The organism is Jhaorihella thermophila (assembly GCF_900108275.1).
Lineage (GTDB): Bacteria > Pseudomonadota > Alphaproteobacteria > Rhodobacterales > Rhodobacteraceae > Jhaorihella > Jhaorihella thermophila.
This window is the reverse complement of sequence record NZ_FNVD01000001.1, coordinates 479954-493138: the sequence shown is the minus strand read 5'-3', so window position 1 is coordinate 493138 and position 13185 is coordinate 479954. Positions and strand designations below refer to the sequence as shown.

General features: G+C 64.6%; 13 protein-coding genes. 2 read left to right on the top strand and 11 right to left on the bottom strand.

Annotation, left to right across the window (positions count from 1 at the left end; all coding sequences use genetic code 11):
- The 11 genes from lpxA to pyrH all read right to left on the bottom strand — a co-directional run bounded on the left by lpxA (position 1) and on the right by pyrH (position 10095).
- Entirely contained in the window at positions 1–786 is a 786-nt protein-coding gene (gene lpxA, locus C4S70_RS02370) for an acyl-ACP--UDP-N-acetylglucosamine O-acyltransferase (RefSeq protein WP_104006480.1), read from the bottom strand.
- A 4-nt stretch (positions 787–790) separates the two neighbouring features.
- Positions 791–1258, bottom strand: coding sequence for a 3-hydroxyacyl-ACP dehydratase FabZ (gene fabZ, locus C4S70_RS02365; protein ID WP_104006479.1), 468 nt, complete (start codon positions 1256–1258; stop codon positions 791–793).
- 70 nt (positions 1259–1328) lie between these two features.
- Positions 1329–1937: an OmpH family outer membrane protein gene (locus C4S70_RS02360; RefSeq protein WP_104006668.1), complete on the bottom strand. Its 609-nt coding sequence runs from the start codon at positions 1935–1937 to the stop codon at positions 1329–1331.
- A 13-nt stretch (positions 1938–1950) separates the two neighbouring features.
- Positions 1951–4311, bottom strand: coding sequence for an outer membrane protein assembly factor BamA (gene bamA / locus C4S70_RS02355; protein WP_104006478.1), 2361 nt, complete (start codon positions 4309–4311; stop codon positions 1951–1953).
- 128 nt (positions 4312–4439) lie between these two features.
- On the bottom strand, positions 4440–4565 hold the full coding sequence (locus tag C4S70_RS19300) for a hypothetical protein (protein WP_268807762.1): 126 nt from the start codon (positions 4563–4565) through the stop codon (positions 4440–4442).
- Positions 4566–4657: 92 nt separating this feature from the next.
- Entirely contained in the window at positions 4658–6010 is a 1353-nt protein-coding gene (gene rseP, locus C4S70_RS02350) for an RIP metalloprotease RseP (protein ID WP_104006477.1), read from the bottom strand.
- Between the two features lie 6 nt (positions 6011–6016).
- On the bottom strand, positions 6017–7189 hold the full coding sequence (dxr, locus tag C4S70_RS02345) for a 1-deoxy-D-xylulose-5-phosphate reductoisomerase (RefSeq protein ID WP_104006476.1): 1173 nt from the start codon (positions 7187–7189) through the stop codon (positions 6017–6019).
- Positions 7189–7980, bottom strand: a complete 792-nt coding sequence (locus C4S70_RS02340; RefSeq protein ID WP_104006475.1) for a phosphatidate cytidylyltransferase — start codon at positions 7978–7980, stop codon at positions 7189–7191. The genes dxr and C4S70_RS02340 overlap by 1 nt, the downstream gene beginning before the upstream one ends.
- Positions 7977–8711, bottom strand: coding sequence for an isoprenyl transferase (locus tag C4S70_RS02335; protein ID WP_104006474.1), 735 nt, complete (start codon positions 8709–8711; stop codon positions 7977–7979). Before C4S70_RS02335 ends, C4S70_RS02340 begins: the two co-directional genes overlap by 4 nt.
- Before the next feature lie 7 nt (positions 8712–8718).
- Complete coding sequence (gene frr / locus C4S70_RS02330; RefSeq protein WP_104006473.1) at positions 8719–9282, bottom strand: ribosome recycling factor; 564 nt, start codon at positions 9280–9282, stop codon at positions 8719–8721.
- Between the two features lie 66 nt (positions 9283–9348).
- On the bottom strand, positions 9349–10095 hold the full coding sequence (gene pyrH, locus C4S70_RS02325; RefSeq protein ID WP_104006472.1) for a UMP kinase: 747 nt from the start codon (positions 10093–10095) through the stop codon (positions 9349–9351).
- Positions 10096–10224: 129 nt separating this feature from the next.
- Here pyrH and miaA point away from each other — a divergent pair, with 129 nt between their 5' ends.
- Both miaA and C4S70_RS02315 read left to right on the top strand, forming a co-directional pair.
- Positions 10225–11100 carry a tRNA (adenosine(37)-N6)-dimethylallyltransferase MiaA gene (gene miaA, locus C4S70_RS02320; RefSeq protein WP_104006667.1) on the top strand — a complete coding sequence of 292 codons (876 nt, stop codon included), beginning with the start codon at positions 10225–10227 and terminating at the stop codon, positions 11098–11100.
- A gap of 326 nt (positions 11101–11426) precedes the next feature.
- Positions 11427–13091 carry an ABC transporter substrate-binding protein gene (locus C4S70_RS02315; RefSeq protein ID WP_104006471.1) on the top strand — a complete coding sequence of 555 codons (1665 nt, stop codon included), beginning with the start codon at positions 11427–11429 and terminating at the stop codon, positions 13089–13091.
- Positions 13092–13185 lie beyond the last annotated feature (94 nt).

Here is a 13185-nt window from a genome sequence, read left to right as displayed (position 1 = left end):
TCAGCCCCGCGGTGTCAGGAAGGACCGGTCGGTATCCCCGGCAACGAAGTCCACGATGGCGCGGACGTAATCGCTGTCGGTCTCCTCGCCCAGCCTGCGCGCGCGTTCCTGAAAGCTGCCGTCGCCCTCGGCCAGTGCGCGATAGGCGGCGCGCAGAGCGGCGATCTCTTCGCGCGGGACATTGCGGCGCTTCAGCCCAACCAGATTCAACCCGTCCAGGCGGCCCTCGTCGCCCTGCACCAGGCCAAAGGGGATCACGTCCCGGGTAACCTTGGACAGTGCACCGATGATTGCACCGCGCCCGATCCGGACGAACTGGTGGACGCCGCTCAGCCCGCCGATGATCACGTCATCCTCGACGATCACATGGCCGGCCACGCCCGAAGAGTTGACCAGGATCACCCGGTTTCCGATCAGCACGTCATGGGCGACATGCGTGCAGGCCATGAGCAGGCAGTCATCCCCGATCCGCGTGACGCCCCCGCCGCCTTCGGTGCCGGCATTGACGGTCACGCATTCGCGAATCCGGTTGCGTCTGCCGATCTCGGTGCGGGTCTTTTCGCCCTTGAATTTCAGGTCCTGCGGGATCTCCCCCAGGGTGGAAAACGGAAACACCACCGTATCGTCGCCAATCCGCGTGTTTCCGGTGACGACGACATGACTCTTCAGGTGCACCCGGTCGCCAAGAACCACCTCGGGGCCGACCACGCAGAACGGTCCGATCCGGCAATCCTGTCCGATGCGCGCGCCGTCCTCGATGATGGCGGTGGGGTGTATGTCGCTCATTGCGTCAGCCCTGCACGTCCAGATCCACATAGGCCGAGAACTCGGCCTCTGCGGCCAGTTCGCCCTCGACCTCGGCACGGCCTGAAAACTTCCAGACCTTGCCGCCGGGTTTGCCGCGCAGCGTGGTGACATTCATTTCCATGACGTCGCCGGGGATCACCTTGCGCCGGAACTTGCACTTGTCGATCGACATGAAATAGATCAGCAGATCGCGGTCGATGATGTCCATCGCCACGCCCAGCATCACGCCCGAGGTCTGCGCCATCGCCTCGACGATGGTCACGCCGGGCATGATCGGCGTGCCGGGGAAATGTCCCTGGAAATGCGGTTCGTTCATGGTGACGTTCTTGATCCCCCGCGCCGAGCGGGTGCCGTCGATATCTACCACCTTGTCAACCAGAAGAAACGGATAGCGGTGCGGAAGGATGCGCTGGATCAACTGGATATCGGCGCTCTGCAACTCGGAGCTCATGGTGTGGGATCCCCTGTCTGTCTCTGTGCTGCGTGACTATCAACCCGCAGATGGCTGGGCAAGCGCCCGCCTAACGGCCCTTCGGCGACTCGAGCGTCGATCCATCGCCCAGAATTGCGTCGATCCTTTCTATGGCCGCATCCGTGACATCGGTCGAATTGGCGCTGAGAAAGACGCTGGAGCGTTCCAGGATCACGGTCGCCCCGGCATCGCGCATCAGCGCCTCGAGCACCGGACGGGCCGCGCGCAGGAACTGAACACGCGCGGCATCGCGTTTGGCAACCAGATCGCGCGCCTTGGCGTCCTGGGTCTTGCGGATCTCCTGCACCTTGGCGTCGAAGGCATCGGCAAGGGTGCGAAACGCGTCTGGGGCCATCTTGCCGCGCCGTTCGGTGAGTTCCTTTTCCTCGGCGCTCAGTTCGGCCTCGATCCGTCGGTTCTCGGCGGCCAGAACCGCGCTTTCGGCCTCGATTTCCTTGGCCACGCGCCGCCCAAAGGCGGATTCCGAGAACAATCTTTCGGCCGAAAGGGTGAGAATCGCACTGTTGGGCAGACCCAATTGCTGGGCCGGTGCCGGGCGGTTGTCGACCGTCAGCGCCATCGCCGCAAGGACGAACAGGGCCAATGCGCGGAACAGGGCTCCACCCTCTTCGATTCGGCCTGGGGGATGCACCATCATCAAGGCCGGCATCCTAGAAGCTCGTCTGCAAGGTCAGGTCGAAGCTCTGCTCCTTGTCGTAGGACTCCTTTTTCAGCGCCTTGGTGAAGTTGAAGCGCAGAGGCCCAAGACCCGTGGTCCACAGCAAGGAAAATCCGATTACGTGCCGCGCCGCGCCGTTCGCACCGACGATCGTGGCGCCGGACGTGTCCACGTTGCTGACGTTCCACAAGTTGCCAATGTCATAGAATACCCCGCCCCGCAGGCCCAGTTCCTCGGGCAGGCCCAGCGGGAATTCGGCCTCGAAACTGGCAACCGCGAAATAGTTGCCGCCGATGGCGTCATCCGCCCCGCCTGACTGATCGCGCGGCCCTATGCCCGACGGTTCGAACCCGCGCATGATGTCATTGGTCAACAGGAAGCGATCCAGCGTCCGGCTGTAGCCGTTCCCGCGCCAGCTGAACACCCCGCCCTGAAGGGTCGCGCGCAGGGTTATCTCTTCGTGATAGACCTTGGTCTGCGCGATGACCTTGCCGGTGGCGCGGAAATACTTGGAATCGCCGCCAAGACCGGCGTAATCGGTTCCGATTTGGAACAGGACGCCCGCGTTCGGGTTAAGGCCACTTACGCGGCTGTCGTAGGTATAGGTCAGACCGACACCGCTGGCCACTTTCGACCCTTGCGCGATCTCGTTGCCGATCACCGCGCCAAAGCTGCTGTCGCCATTGTCCTTCATCTCCGACCGATCCCAGTTATAGCCGATTCGAAGGCTCGACAGTTCGCCGGTCGGGAAAGTCAGAGCGGGCTTGAAAAAGCCTGTGCGGGTATCATAGGCGGCATAACTCGAATTGGTGCTGGAGACGCCCAGATCCAGATCGAGACGCAGATCGCGCCCCAGCAGATAGGGTTCGGTAAAACCAAGAACGTAGGATTCCGATTCCTGCGCCGTGGACAGGGTAAGCGAAAGCCGCTGCCCCCGGCCCAGAAAGTTGGATTCGCTCAGCCCGATCGCGACCCCGAACCCGTCATTGATGGAGTATGACCCGCCGAGGCTGAGCGATCCGGTCGGTTTCTCGACCACGTTGACATCGACGATCACCTGATCGGGCGATGTGCCCTCGCGCGTTTCCACATCCGCCGTTTCAAAGAATCCCAACGCGCGAATCCGCTCGGCCGCCTGACGGATCTCGCGCGGGTTGAACGGATCGCCCTCGGCGATGCGGAACTGATGGCGGATCACGCGGTCAAGCGTGGTGGTGTTGCCTTCGATATCGATCCGCTCGACAAAGATCCGCGGCCCCTTGGTCAGAGCGAACTCGACATCCAGGGTCAGATCCCGGTCATTGCGCTTGATCCGCGGCTCGACCCGCAGAAAATCCACCCCCTGCTTGACCGCGAGGTTCTCCATGCGGGTGATTGTATTTTCAACGAGGGATGGCGAATAGACCTTGCCGGACTTGACTTTGATGATCTTCTGATAGGCGGCCGCATCCACCCCCGGCATTTCGCTGACGGTCGTGATCTTGCCGAACTTGTACTGCTGGCCTTCGGTGACATTCACCACCAGGTAAAAGGCATCATGTTCGCGGGTGAACTCGACATTGGCGCTGTTGACACGGAAGTCCACGTAACCGCGCGACAGGTAGAAGTCGCGCAGAACCTGCTTGTCAAAGGCGATGCGGTCCTCGATCAGCGTATCCGAACGCAGGAAGGCGCGCAGGAAATTGGCCTGCTTGGTTTCCAGGACCTGCCGCAGCCGCCGGTCGGAAAAGGCCCGGTTGCCGACAAAGCTCACGCGCTCGATCTCGATCGTGTCGCCCTCGGAGATCTCGAACACAAGATCAACCCGGTTGTCGCTGCGCCGGATGATGCGCGGGGTCACGGTGGCGGCGACCCGGCCGGTCTGGCTGTAAGCCTCGGCAATCTTGGCGGCATCGCGTTCGGCCTGACGGGGATTGAAGACGCGGCGCGATTGCGACTCCACGATCTTGCTAAGATCTTCGTCCTTGATCCGCTTGTTGCCCTCAAAGTTGATTTCGTTGATCGTTGGCCGCTCCTCGACGCGGATCACCAGCGTGCTGCCCTGCGGGTCCAGCTCGACTGTCTCAAATAGACCACTGTCAAGCAGGCTCTGATAGGCGTCGTTCAGCTGCCCGGCGGTCACGGTCTTGCCCGGGGTGATTCCCGTGCGCGCGATGATCGTAGAGGTCTGGATGCGTTGGTTGCCCTCGACCCGGAACGACCCGAAGCTGAAATCCTGAGCCGCGACCGACCGCGGCATCGCGGCAAACGCCAATACGGCCACGAAAAAAACAGACGCCACAAGTCGGCACAAGATATAGCCGTCGCCCGCACGCTTAACACAGGATGTTCCTGCGGTCCCGTTCAATCCCATCGTTCCGAACCCGACTTTCAGCAGAGGTTTGACGTTGAGTATCGGGATTGTCCGGCCTTGTCAAAACGAACGGGGCCCGCGTGCGGCAAAAGCCTGCCACGCGGGCCCCGGTGCCTTGCGACGGGGAATCAGAGGCCGCCCAAATATGCCCCGGCCAGAAGACCGGCGGCGATGGCACCGACGAACAGGATCCGATCCCAGTTGATCGCCACCAGCAGGCTGAGACCACGGTATGAATGTTCCAGCGCGTGCATGTCCCTGTCCTTTCCCGACTGCCCTCGTTTGGCTCCAGCTTGGACGGGAATTGTGGCGGAAACCGGGCAGAGACACGAAACTTTGCGGGCACTCAGCAGAACAGGTCGTTGCCCAGCGAGAACACCATCAGCGACAGGATCAGGGCGATGCCGATCGCCATAAGCACCCGCAGCGCCGCATCGCTGGGCGGTTTGCCCGTGACGGCCTCGTAGGCATAGAACAGCAGGTGGCCGCCATCCAGCGCAGGGATGGGAAACAGGTTCAGCAGCCCCACCGCCGCCGAAAGCACGGCGATGAACCACACGAAGCTCTGCGCGCCTTGGCTGGCCATCGCGCCCGAGGTTTCGGCGATGCCTATGGGCCCCGAGATGTTGCAGGTGCTGATCGCGCCGGTGATCATGTGCCACAGCCCCGACAGCGACCCGGTGATGATGGTCCAGGTCTGCGCCACGCCGGCGATCAGCGCCTCGATCGGGCCGGCCATTTCCGTCGCCGGGGTGATCGCCATGCCCCCGACCACGCCAATGCGCCAGACCGTCTGGAACCCGCCATCGGGCAGCGGTTCATCCGTGCGGCGCGGGGTCAGGGTGAACCGCAACGTCTTTCCGTCGCGCCACACATCCAGCAGCATCGGCTTGCCGTCGGACGTCTCGACCACTTCCTTGATCTGGTCGAAGGCAAAGATCGGCCGGCCGTCCACCGCCAGGATCAGGTCGCCGGGCCGCAGCCCGCTGTCCATCGCCGCGCTGCGCGGCACGACCTGCTGGACATAGGGCGGAAACAGATACGGCCCCTTGACCGTCAGCTCGTGACCGTCCCGGCGCACCCGGTAGTCGAGAACCGGCTTCTTCGGGATGCCGTCGGTAAAGGCTTTCCAGGCTTTCGGATCGGAAAAGGACGGCGTGGGCACGCCCTCGATCCCGAGTATTTCATCCCCGACCCGCAGTTCGTAACCGGCCTGCGGCATCGGCACGATCTCTCCCACCGTCAGCGGCTCGGTGGCGACCCCGCGCACCATGAAGACGCCGGCAAAGATCACGATCGACAGGATGAAGTTGAACACCGGCCCCGCCGCCACGGTCGCCGTCCGTGCCCACAGCGGCGCGCCCTGCATGGTGTGGCGCAGCTCGTCGGGGTTTTCCTTCCAGATCTCGGCAATCGCCTTGCTGTCGGGGCTCGAGGCCGCGTTGGCATCGCCCAGGAACTTCACATACCCCCCGAACGGCAGTGCGGCGATCTGCCATCGCGTGCCGTGGCGGTCCGTCCGGCTCCACAGCACCGGGCCGAAACCGATCGAGAACACCTCGGCCTTGATGCCGGACCAGCGGCCCACGATGTAGTGGCCGTATTCATGCACTGCCACGATGATCGAAAGCGCCACCACGAAAGCGGCAATCGTCCAGATCAGCCCCCCGGTCTGGGGTATCAGTGAAACAATGTCCAAAACGCTCTACCCTGCCCGCTCTGCCACCACGTCATCGGCACCTGCCCTTGCGAGATGGTCGGTTTCCAACACGTTATCAAGAGTCATTGCGGCATCAATGAGACCGCTTCGGGCCTCCATCCGGGCGAGAACCTCCTCGACCACCTCGGCCATGTCGAGAAATCCGATCCGACCCGCGATGAAGTGATCCAGCGCCCGTTCCTTGGCCGCGTTGAAGGCCGCGCCCATCAGCCCGCCGCGCGCCAACACCTGCCGCGCCAGCCGCAGCGCGGGATAGCGCGCATCGTCCGGCGCGCGGAAATTAAGCTGCCCCACCTGCGCCAGATCCAGCCGCGCCACCGGCAAATCGCGCCGTTCCGGCCAGTGCAGCGCATAGCCGATCGCGTGGCGCATGTCCGGCGCGCCCACATGCGCCATCAGCGCCCCGTCGCGGAACCCCACCAGCGCGTGAACCAGCGATTCAGGGTGGACCAGAACCTCGATCCGGTCGGGATCGATTCCGAAATATTCCCGTGTTTCAATCAGTTCCAGCGCCTTGTTGAACATGGATGCGCTATCTATGGTGATTCTCTGCCCCATGTCCCAGTTGGGGTGGGCCGACGCCTCGGCCACCGTGGCATGGCGCAGACGCTCCAGCGGCCAGTCGCGGAAAGCACCGCCCGAGGCGGTGATGATGATCCGCTCCACGGAGTCCATATCCTCGCCGACCAGCGCCTGAAAGACGGCGGAATGTTCGCTGTCAACCGGCAGCAGGCGCGCGCCATGGCGGCGGGCGGTGTCCAGCACCAGCGCCCCGGCACAGACCAGCGTCTCCTTGTTGGCCAACGCCAGCGTCGCCCCCTGCTCCAGCGCCGCCAGCCCAGGCGCAAGCCCGGCCGCGCCGACGATGGCGGACATCACCCAGTCGGCCGGGCGCGCGGCCGCCTCGCGGATCGCCTTCGCGCCCGCCGCAGCCTCCACCCCCGATCCAGCCAGCGCGTCGCGCAGATCGTCCAGCCGGTCCTCATGCGCGGTCACCGCAATGTCGGCCCCCAAGGCGCGGGCATCGGCCGCCAGCCTCGCGATATTCGCCCCTCCGGTCAGGGCCACCACGTCATAAGCTCCCGCGTCGCGCCGGATCAGGTCGATGGTGTTCTGCCCGATCGAGCCGGTGGCGCCCAGGATGGTTACCTTGCGCATCAGAAAATCCCCGGCAAAAGCCCCGTCGCCCAACCGCCCAGCAGAATCAGGACACCTGCCCCGATCATTCCGTCGAACCGGTCAAGGAACCCGCCGTGGCCCGGAATGAGATTGGACGAATCCTTGACACCGAGCCGGCGCTTGACCCGGCTTTCCGCGATGTCGCCCGCCTGCGATGCAAACGCGGCCAGCACCGACAGTGGAACCGTCCAGCCGTCAAACCCCGCCACGGCCACGAACCCCGCCCCGACCAGCGCCGCGGCGATCCACCCTGCGGCGGTGCCGGACCAGGTCTTCTTGGGACTCACGCGTGGCCAGAATTTCGGCCCGCCGATCGCCTTGCCCGCGAAATAGCCCGCGACATCGGTCGCGATCACGACGCAGATCAGCCACAGCATGCCGGTCATGCCCAATTCGGCCCGGATCGTGATGAACGCGAACCCGGCGAGCGCGATCCAGGCCGCATAGGCCAGAAAGAGACGCCGATATCCCGGCAACAGCGCCGCGCCGGCAAGCCCCGGCACCAGAAGCGATGGCAACACGATCGCCGGTGGCCACAGTGTCGTCGGATAGATCACCACGATCGCGAGAGCCGCGCAGAGCCAAGCGACCGCGGTCGCATCGGGCGCGACCATCCGGGCCATTTCATAGACCATCGCCGCGCAGATCAGCGCGATGAAGGCCTGCCATACCGCGCCCCCGATCCACAGCGCGGCCAGAGCGACAGACACCATGACCAGGGATGACACCAGCCGCGCCGAAAGATCCGACCACCGTCCCTGCGCGCTCATGCCTTGACCGCTCCAAAGCGACGCTCGCGCGCGCCGTAGTTCCGGCACAGCCGGGCCAGTTCTTCGGCCGTGAAGTCGGGCCAGAGTGTATCCACGAATTCATACTCGGCATAGGCCGACTGCCACAGCAGGAAATTGGAAATCCGCGCCTCGCCACTGGTGCGGATCACCAGGTCCGGGTCGGGCAGCACGCAAGTGTCGAGGTAACGCGGCAGGGTTTCCTCGTCCACGTCCTCGGGGCGCAGCTTGCCTTCGGCCACGTCCTGCGCCAGCCGCCGCGTGGCGCGGGCCACCTCGTCCCGGCCGCCGTAATTGATGGCGATGGTCAGGTGCACCAGGTCGTTCTGCGCGGTTTCCTGCTCAAGCTGGTTCATCAGGCCGATCAGCTTGGGGTCCAGCCGCACCCGGTCGCCGATGAACCGCACCCGCACGCCGCGTTCCTTCAGCGCGCGCATCTCCTTGGTAATGTAGCGGCGAAACAGGCTCATCAGGCCGGCCACCTCGACCTGGGTGCGCTTCCAGTTCTCGGTCGAAAAGGCAAAGATGGTCAGATACTTGATCCCCAGATCGGGGCAGGCCTCGACCACTTCGCGCACGCGCCGAGCGCCGGCGTGATGGCCGAACAGGCGCGGCCGGCCGCGGGCCTGCGCCCAACGGCCGTTGCCGTCCATGATGATGGCGACATGGCGCGGCCCCGCCGGCAGCGCTTCGTTGTCTCGGTCGCGCGGCATGCCCCGGTCAGACCTGCATGATCTCGGCCTGCTTGTGCTCCAGCGCCTCGTCCACCGCCTTGATCATCTGGTCGGTCAGTTCCTGCACGGCGTCCTGCCAGAACCGCTGATCGTCCTCGCTCATGCCGTCCTTGTGCTTCTTGATCTGGTCCATGCCGTGATGGCGCACGTTGCGGATCGCCACGCGGGCCTGTTCGGCATACTGGCCGGCAACCTTGCTGAGCTCGCGGCGGCGTTCCTCGTTCAGTTCGGGGATCGGCAGCATGATGATCGTGCCGTTGGTCTGGGGGTTGATGCCAAGGCCCGATTCCATGATCGCCTTTTCGACCTTGTTCACGAGCGACTTGTCCCAGACGTTGATCGTCACCATGCGCGGCTCGGGGACGTTGATCGTGCCGACCTGGTTGATCGGGGTCATCTGGCCATAGGCTTCGACCTGAACCGGCTCCAGCATCGACGCGCTGGCCCGCCCGGTCCGAAGCGAGGCAAATTCCGTGCGCAGCGCGCTCAGCGCGCCCTCCATACGGCGTTTCAGGTCGTCAAGGTCCAGCTCGAATTCTTCGGATGACATCGTTCTTCTGCTCCCGCTTGGGGTTGTCGTTTCTCCGCCCGTGGCGGTCCGGGTTCACCTATAGCGTCAGCCTTCCACCTTTGTATAGGTGCCCCGGCCCGCAAGGATGCCGCGGAACCCGCCGGGTTCGTCCAGCGAAAAGACGATGATCGGCAGGTTGTTGTCGCGCGCCAGAGCGATGGCAGAGGCGTCCATCACCCCCAGCCGCCTGGCCAGCACATCGTCGAACGTCACATGGTCGTAGCGCTTGGCGTCGGCGTGCCGGGCGGGATCCTTGTCATAGACGCCGTCCACCTTGGTCCCCTTGAAGATCGCCTCGCATTTCATCTCGGAGGCGCGCAGGGTCGCGGCGGTGTCGGTGGTGAAATAGGGGTTGCCGGTGCCGGCGGCAAAGATGCAGACCCGCTTCTTTTCCAGATGCCGCACCGCGCGGCGGCGAATGTAGGGCTCGCACACTTCGTCCATGCGGATCGCGCTGATGACCCGGGTGAACACCCCCAGATCCTCGAGCGCCGACTGCATCGCCAGCGCGTTCATCACGGTCGCCAGCATCCCCATGTAATCGGCCGTGGTGCGCTCCATCCCCTGAGCCGAACCGGAAAGGCCGCGAAAGATGTTGCCGCCGCCGATCACCATGCAGATTTCGACGCCAAGGTCGTGCACCGATTTCACCTCGCGCGCGATGCGCTGGACGGTGGGCGGGTGCAGGCCGAATCCCTGGTCGCCCATCAGGGCCTCGCCCGAGATCTTGAGCATCACGCGTTTGTAAGTGGTTGCAGGCGGTTGGTTGTCGGTCTCTGTGGACACGTCCATATTGCACTCCGGGAAGGGACGGGGTTAGGCTCGGCGCAAAATGGAGCAATCCGCGCCCATGTTCAATGCACCATCCGCATGATCGGGCAGGGTTTCGGGCAGGATTTTCACAGTTTCGGGTACCCGCCGATGGCCGCCTTCGACCACCTCCCCGAGATACGGCCGGACCGTCCGGTTCTGATCGCGGGGCCGACCGCCTCGGGCAAGTCCGCGCTGGCCTTGCGGATCGCCCGCGACCGGGGCGGCGTGATCGTCAATGCCGACGCCAGCCAGGTCTATGACTGCTGGCGGGTCGTCACCGCGCGCCCTTCGCCGCAGGAAGAGGCGCAGGCGCCGCACCAGCTTTATGGGCATGTCGCCTTTGACGCGCCCTATTCCGCCGGCCACTGGCTGCGCGAGGTGACCCCGCTGCTGGAGGGCCCCGAAAGGCCGATCATCGTCGGTGGCACCGGGCTTTACTTCATGGCGCTGACCGAAGGCATGGCCGACATCCCCCCCACCCCGCCCGAGATCCGCGCCCGCGCCGACGAGATGCCACTCGAGGACATGCTGGCCCAGCTCGACGCGCGGACGGCCGCCCGGATCGACCGGCGCAACCGCGCGCGGGTCCAGCGGGCCTGGGAGGTGCAGGCCGCGACCGGCCGTCCGCTGGCCGACTGGCAGGACGCCACGCCCCCGCCGCTCTTGCCGCTGGAGCGGGCCGTGCCGATCCTGTTCGACGCGCCCAAGGACTGGCTGCTGGACCGGATCGCCCGCCGGTTCGACCTGATGCTGGAGCAGGGCGCGCTGGACGAGGTCGCCGCGATGCGCGACCGGTACGATCCCGCCCTGCCATCATGCAAGGCGATCGGCGTGCCGGAACTCATGGCCCATCTGCGCGGCGAAATCACGCTGGACGAGGCCCGCGCGCGCGCCACCATCGCCACCCGGCAATTCGCCAAGCGGCAGCGCACCTGGTTTCGCGCCCGGATGAAGGACTGGCACCGGATTCGCCCGGACCAATAGCGCCGGATGACGGTCGCACCGAATCGCGGCGAGGATCACGAGGGCAAACACCGGCGCGGCGACCGGATCCGCCGGAATGCGGACAAACAGCCCTGTTCCTTCTGAAAATCCGGCGGCGGCTTGTCGCTTTTTTACAAGGTCCATGTCGCAATTGATCCGAAAAACGACGAAACCAAACATTGACGCCGCCGCATTCGTCGTGCCGAATACCCGCATGGGGATTTGCGCCATCGAAATTTCAGACCCGAAGCGTCGCATCAGACGATGCCGCGGCGCGCTGTAGCGCACCTTTGAAACAAATCCGGACAACAGGGAGAAGAACGGAAATGAACCACCAGACAATAAACGGCAAGCCGGTGCACTGGGCGGCAAGAATGCACGCCGAGGAATACCGGCAGGGCAAGCTGAGCCGCCGTGAATTCCTGACCCGCGCCACCATGCTGGGCGTGACCGCCACGGCGGCCTATGGCATGATCGGGCTCGCCGCCCCCGCCCGTGCCGCCAGCACGCCCAAGAAGGGCGGCACGATCCGCGTGCAGATGAGCGTGCGCCCGCTGAAGGATCCGCGCACCTATGACTGGTCGGAGATGGGCAACCAGACGCGCGGAACGCTGGAATACCTCGTCGAATACAACTCGGACGGCACGTTCCGCGGCATGCTGCTGGAAGGCTGGGAGATCAACGACGACGCCACCGAATACACCCTGCACGTCCGCAAGGGGGTGAAGTGGAACAACGGCGACGACTTCACCGCCGAGGACGTGGCCCGCAACATCGAGGGCTGGTGCGACAAGTCGGTCGAGGGCAACTCGATGGCCGGCCGCATGGCGACGCTGGTGGACCCGAACACCGGCAAGGCGATCGACGGCGCGATTCAGGTGGTGGACAGCCACACGGTCAAGCTGATGCTGCCCAAGCCCGACATCTCGCTGATCGCGGGCATGTCGGATTATCCCTCCGCCATCGTGCACAAGTCGTTCCAGACCGAGGATTTCACCAAGAACGTGGGCACCGGCCCTTATCTGCTGACCGAGCTCGAGGTCGGCGTGAAGGCGACGCTTGAGCTGAACAAGAACCACACCTGGTGGGGCACCGCGGTTTATGGCGGCCCCTATCTGGACCGGATCGAATATACCGACTACGGCACCGACCCCTCGTCCTGGCTGGCGGCGATGGAATCGGAAGAGGTGGACATGGTCCACGAATCCGTGGGCGAGTTCATCGACGTGTTCGACGGGCTGGGGCTGGTGAAATCCGAGGTGGTGACCATGAGCACCATCGTCGTCCGTCCCAACCAGTTGGCCGAGGTAAACGGGATCAAGCCCTATGCCGACAAGCGCGTGCGCCGGGCGATCCAGATGGCCGTGGACAACAGCGTGCTGCTGGAGCTGGGCTATGGCGGGCGCGGCACGACGGCCGAAAACCACCATGTGGGGCCCAAGCATCCCGAATATGCCGAACTGCCGCCGCAAAAGGTCGATCCGGCGGGCGCGATGGCGCTGATGAAAGAGGCCGGCATGGCCGATTTCGAGCATGAAATTGTGTCGATCGACGACGACTGGCGCAAGAACACAACCGACGCGGTGGCCGCGCAGCTGCGCGATGCGGGCTTCAAGGTCAAGCGCAAGGTGCTGCCCGGTTCGACCTTCTGGAACGACTGGGTGAAGTATCCCTTCAGCTCGACCAACTGGAACCACCGCCCGCTGGGCGTGCAGATCTGGGCGCTGGCCTATCGTTCGGGCGAGGCATGGAACGAATTCGGCTGGGCCAACCCCGAATTCGACGCGATCCTCGAAGAGGCGCTGGCCATCGCCGATGCCGACAAGCGCCGCGAAGTGGTCAAGAAGGGCGAGATGCTGATCCAGGAAGAGGGCGTGACGATCCAGCCCTACTGGCGGTCGCTTTATCGTCACTTCCGCGATGGCCTGGTGGGCACGGACATGCACATCGCCTTTGAGCATCATCACTACAAGTGGGGCTGGGCGGCCTGATCCCGTCCGGCGCGGCCGCCCGACCGGGGCGGCCGCCTTTCCCACGCCCCTTCGGGGGGCGGATCAACGATCCCGGCGAACGGGGCGATGCACA

Coding starts and splice junctions, on each gene's coding strand:
- lpxA (WP_104006480.1), bottom strand. CDS start 786: ATGAGCGACATACACCCCACCGCCATCATCGAGGACGGCGCGCGCATC.
- fabZ (WP_104006479.1), bottom strand. CDS start 1,258: ATGAGCTCCGAGTTGCAGAGCGCCGATATCCAGTTGATCCAGCGCATC.
- C4S70_RS02360 (WP_104006668.1), bottom strand. CDS start 1,937: ATGATGGTGCATCCCCCAGGCCGAATCGAAGAGGGTGGAGCCCTGTTC.
- bamA (WP_104006478.1), bottom strand. CDS start 4,311: ATGGGATTGAACGGGACCGCAGGAACATCCTGTGTTAAGCGTGCGGGC.
- C4S70_RS19300 (WP_268807762.1), bottom strand. CDS start 4,565: ATGCACGCGCTGGAACATTCATACCGTGGTCTCAGCCTGCTGGTGGCG.
- dxr (WP_104006476.1), bottom strand. CDS start 7,189: ATGCGCAAGGTAACCATCCTGGGCGCCACCGGCTCGATCGGGCAGAAC.
- C4S70_RS02340 (WP_104006475.1), bottom strand. CDS start 7,980: ATGAGCGCGCAGGGACGGTGGTCGGATCTTTCGGCGCGGCTGGTGTCA.
- C4S70_RS02335 (WP_104006474.1), bottom strand. CDS start 8,711: ATGCCGCGCGACCGAGACAACGAAGCGCTGCCGGCGGGGCCGCGCCAT.
- frr (WP_104006473.1), bottom strand. CDS start 9,282: ATGTCATCCGAAGAATTCGAGCTGGACCTTGACGACCTGAAACGCCGT.
- pyrH (WP_104006472.1), bottom strand. CDS start 10,095: ATGGACGTGTCCACAGAGACCGACAACCAACCGCCTGCAACCACTTAC.
- miaA (WP_104006667.1), top strand. CDS start 10,225: ATGGCCGCCTTCGACCACCTCCCCGAGATACGGCCGGACCGTCCGGTT.
- C4S70_RS02315 (WP_104006471.1), top strand. CDS start 11,427: ATGAACCACCAGACAATAAACGGCAAGCCGGTGCACTGGGCGGCAAGA.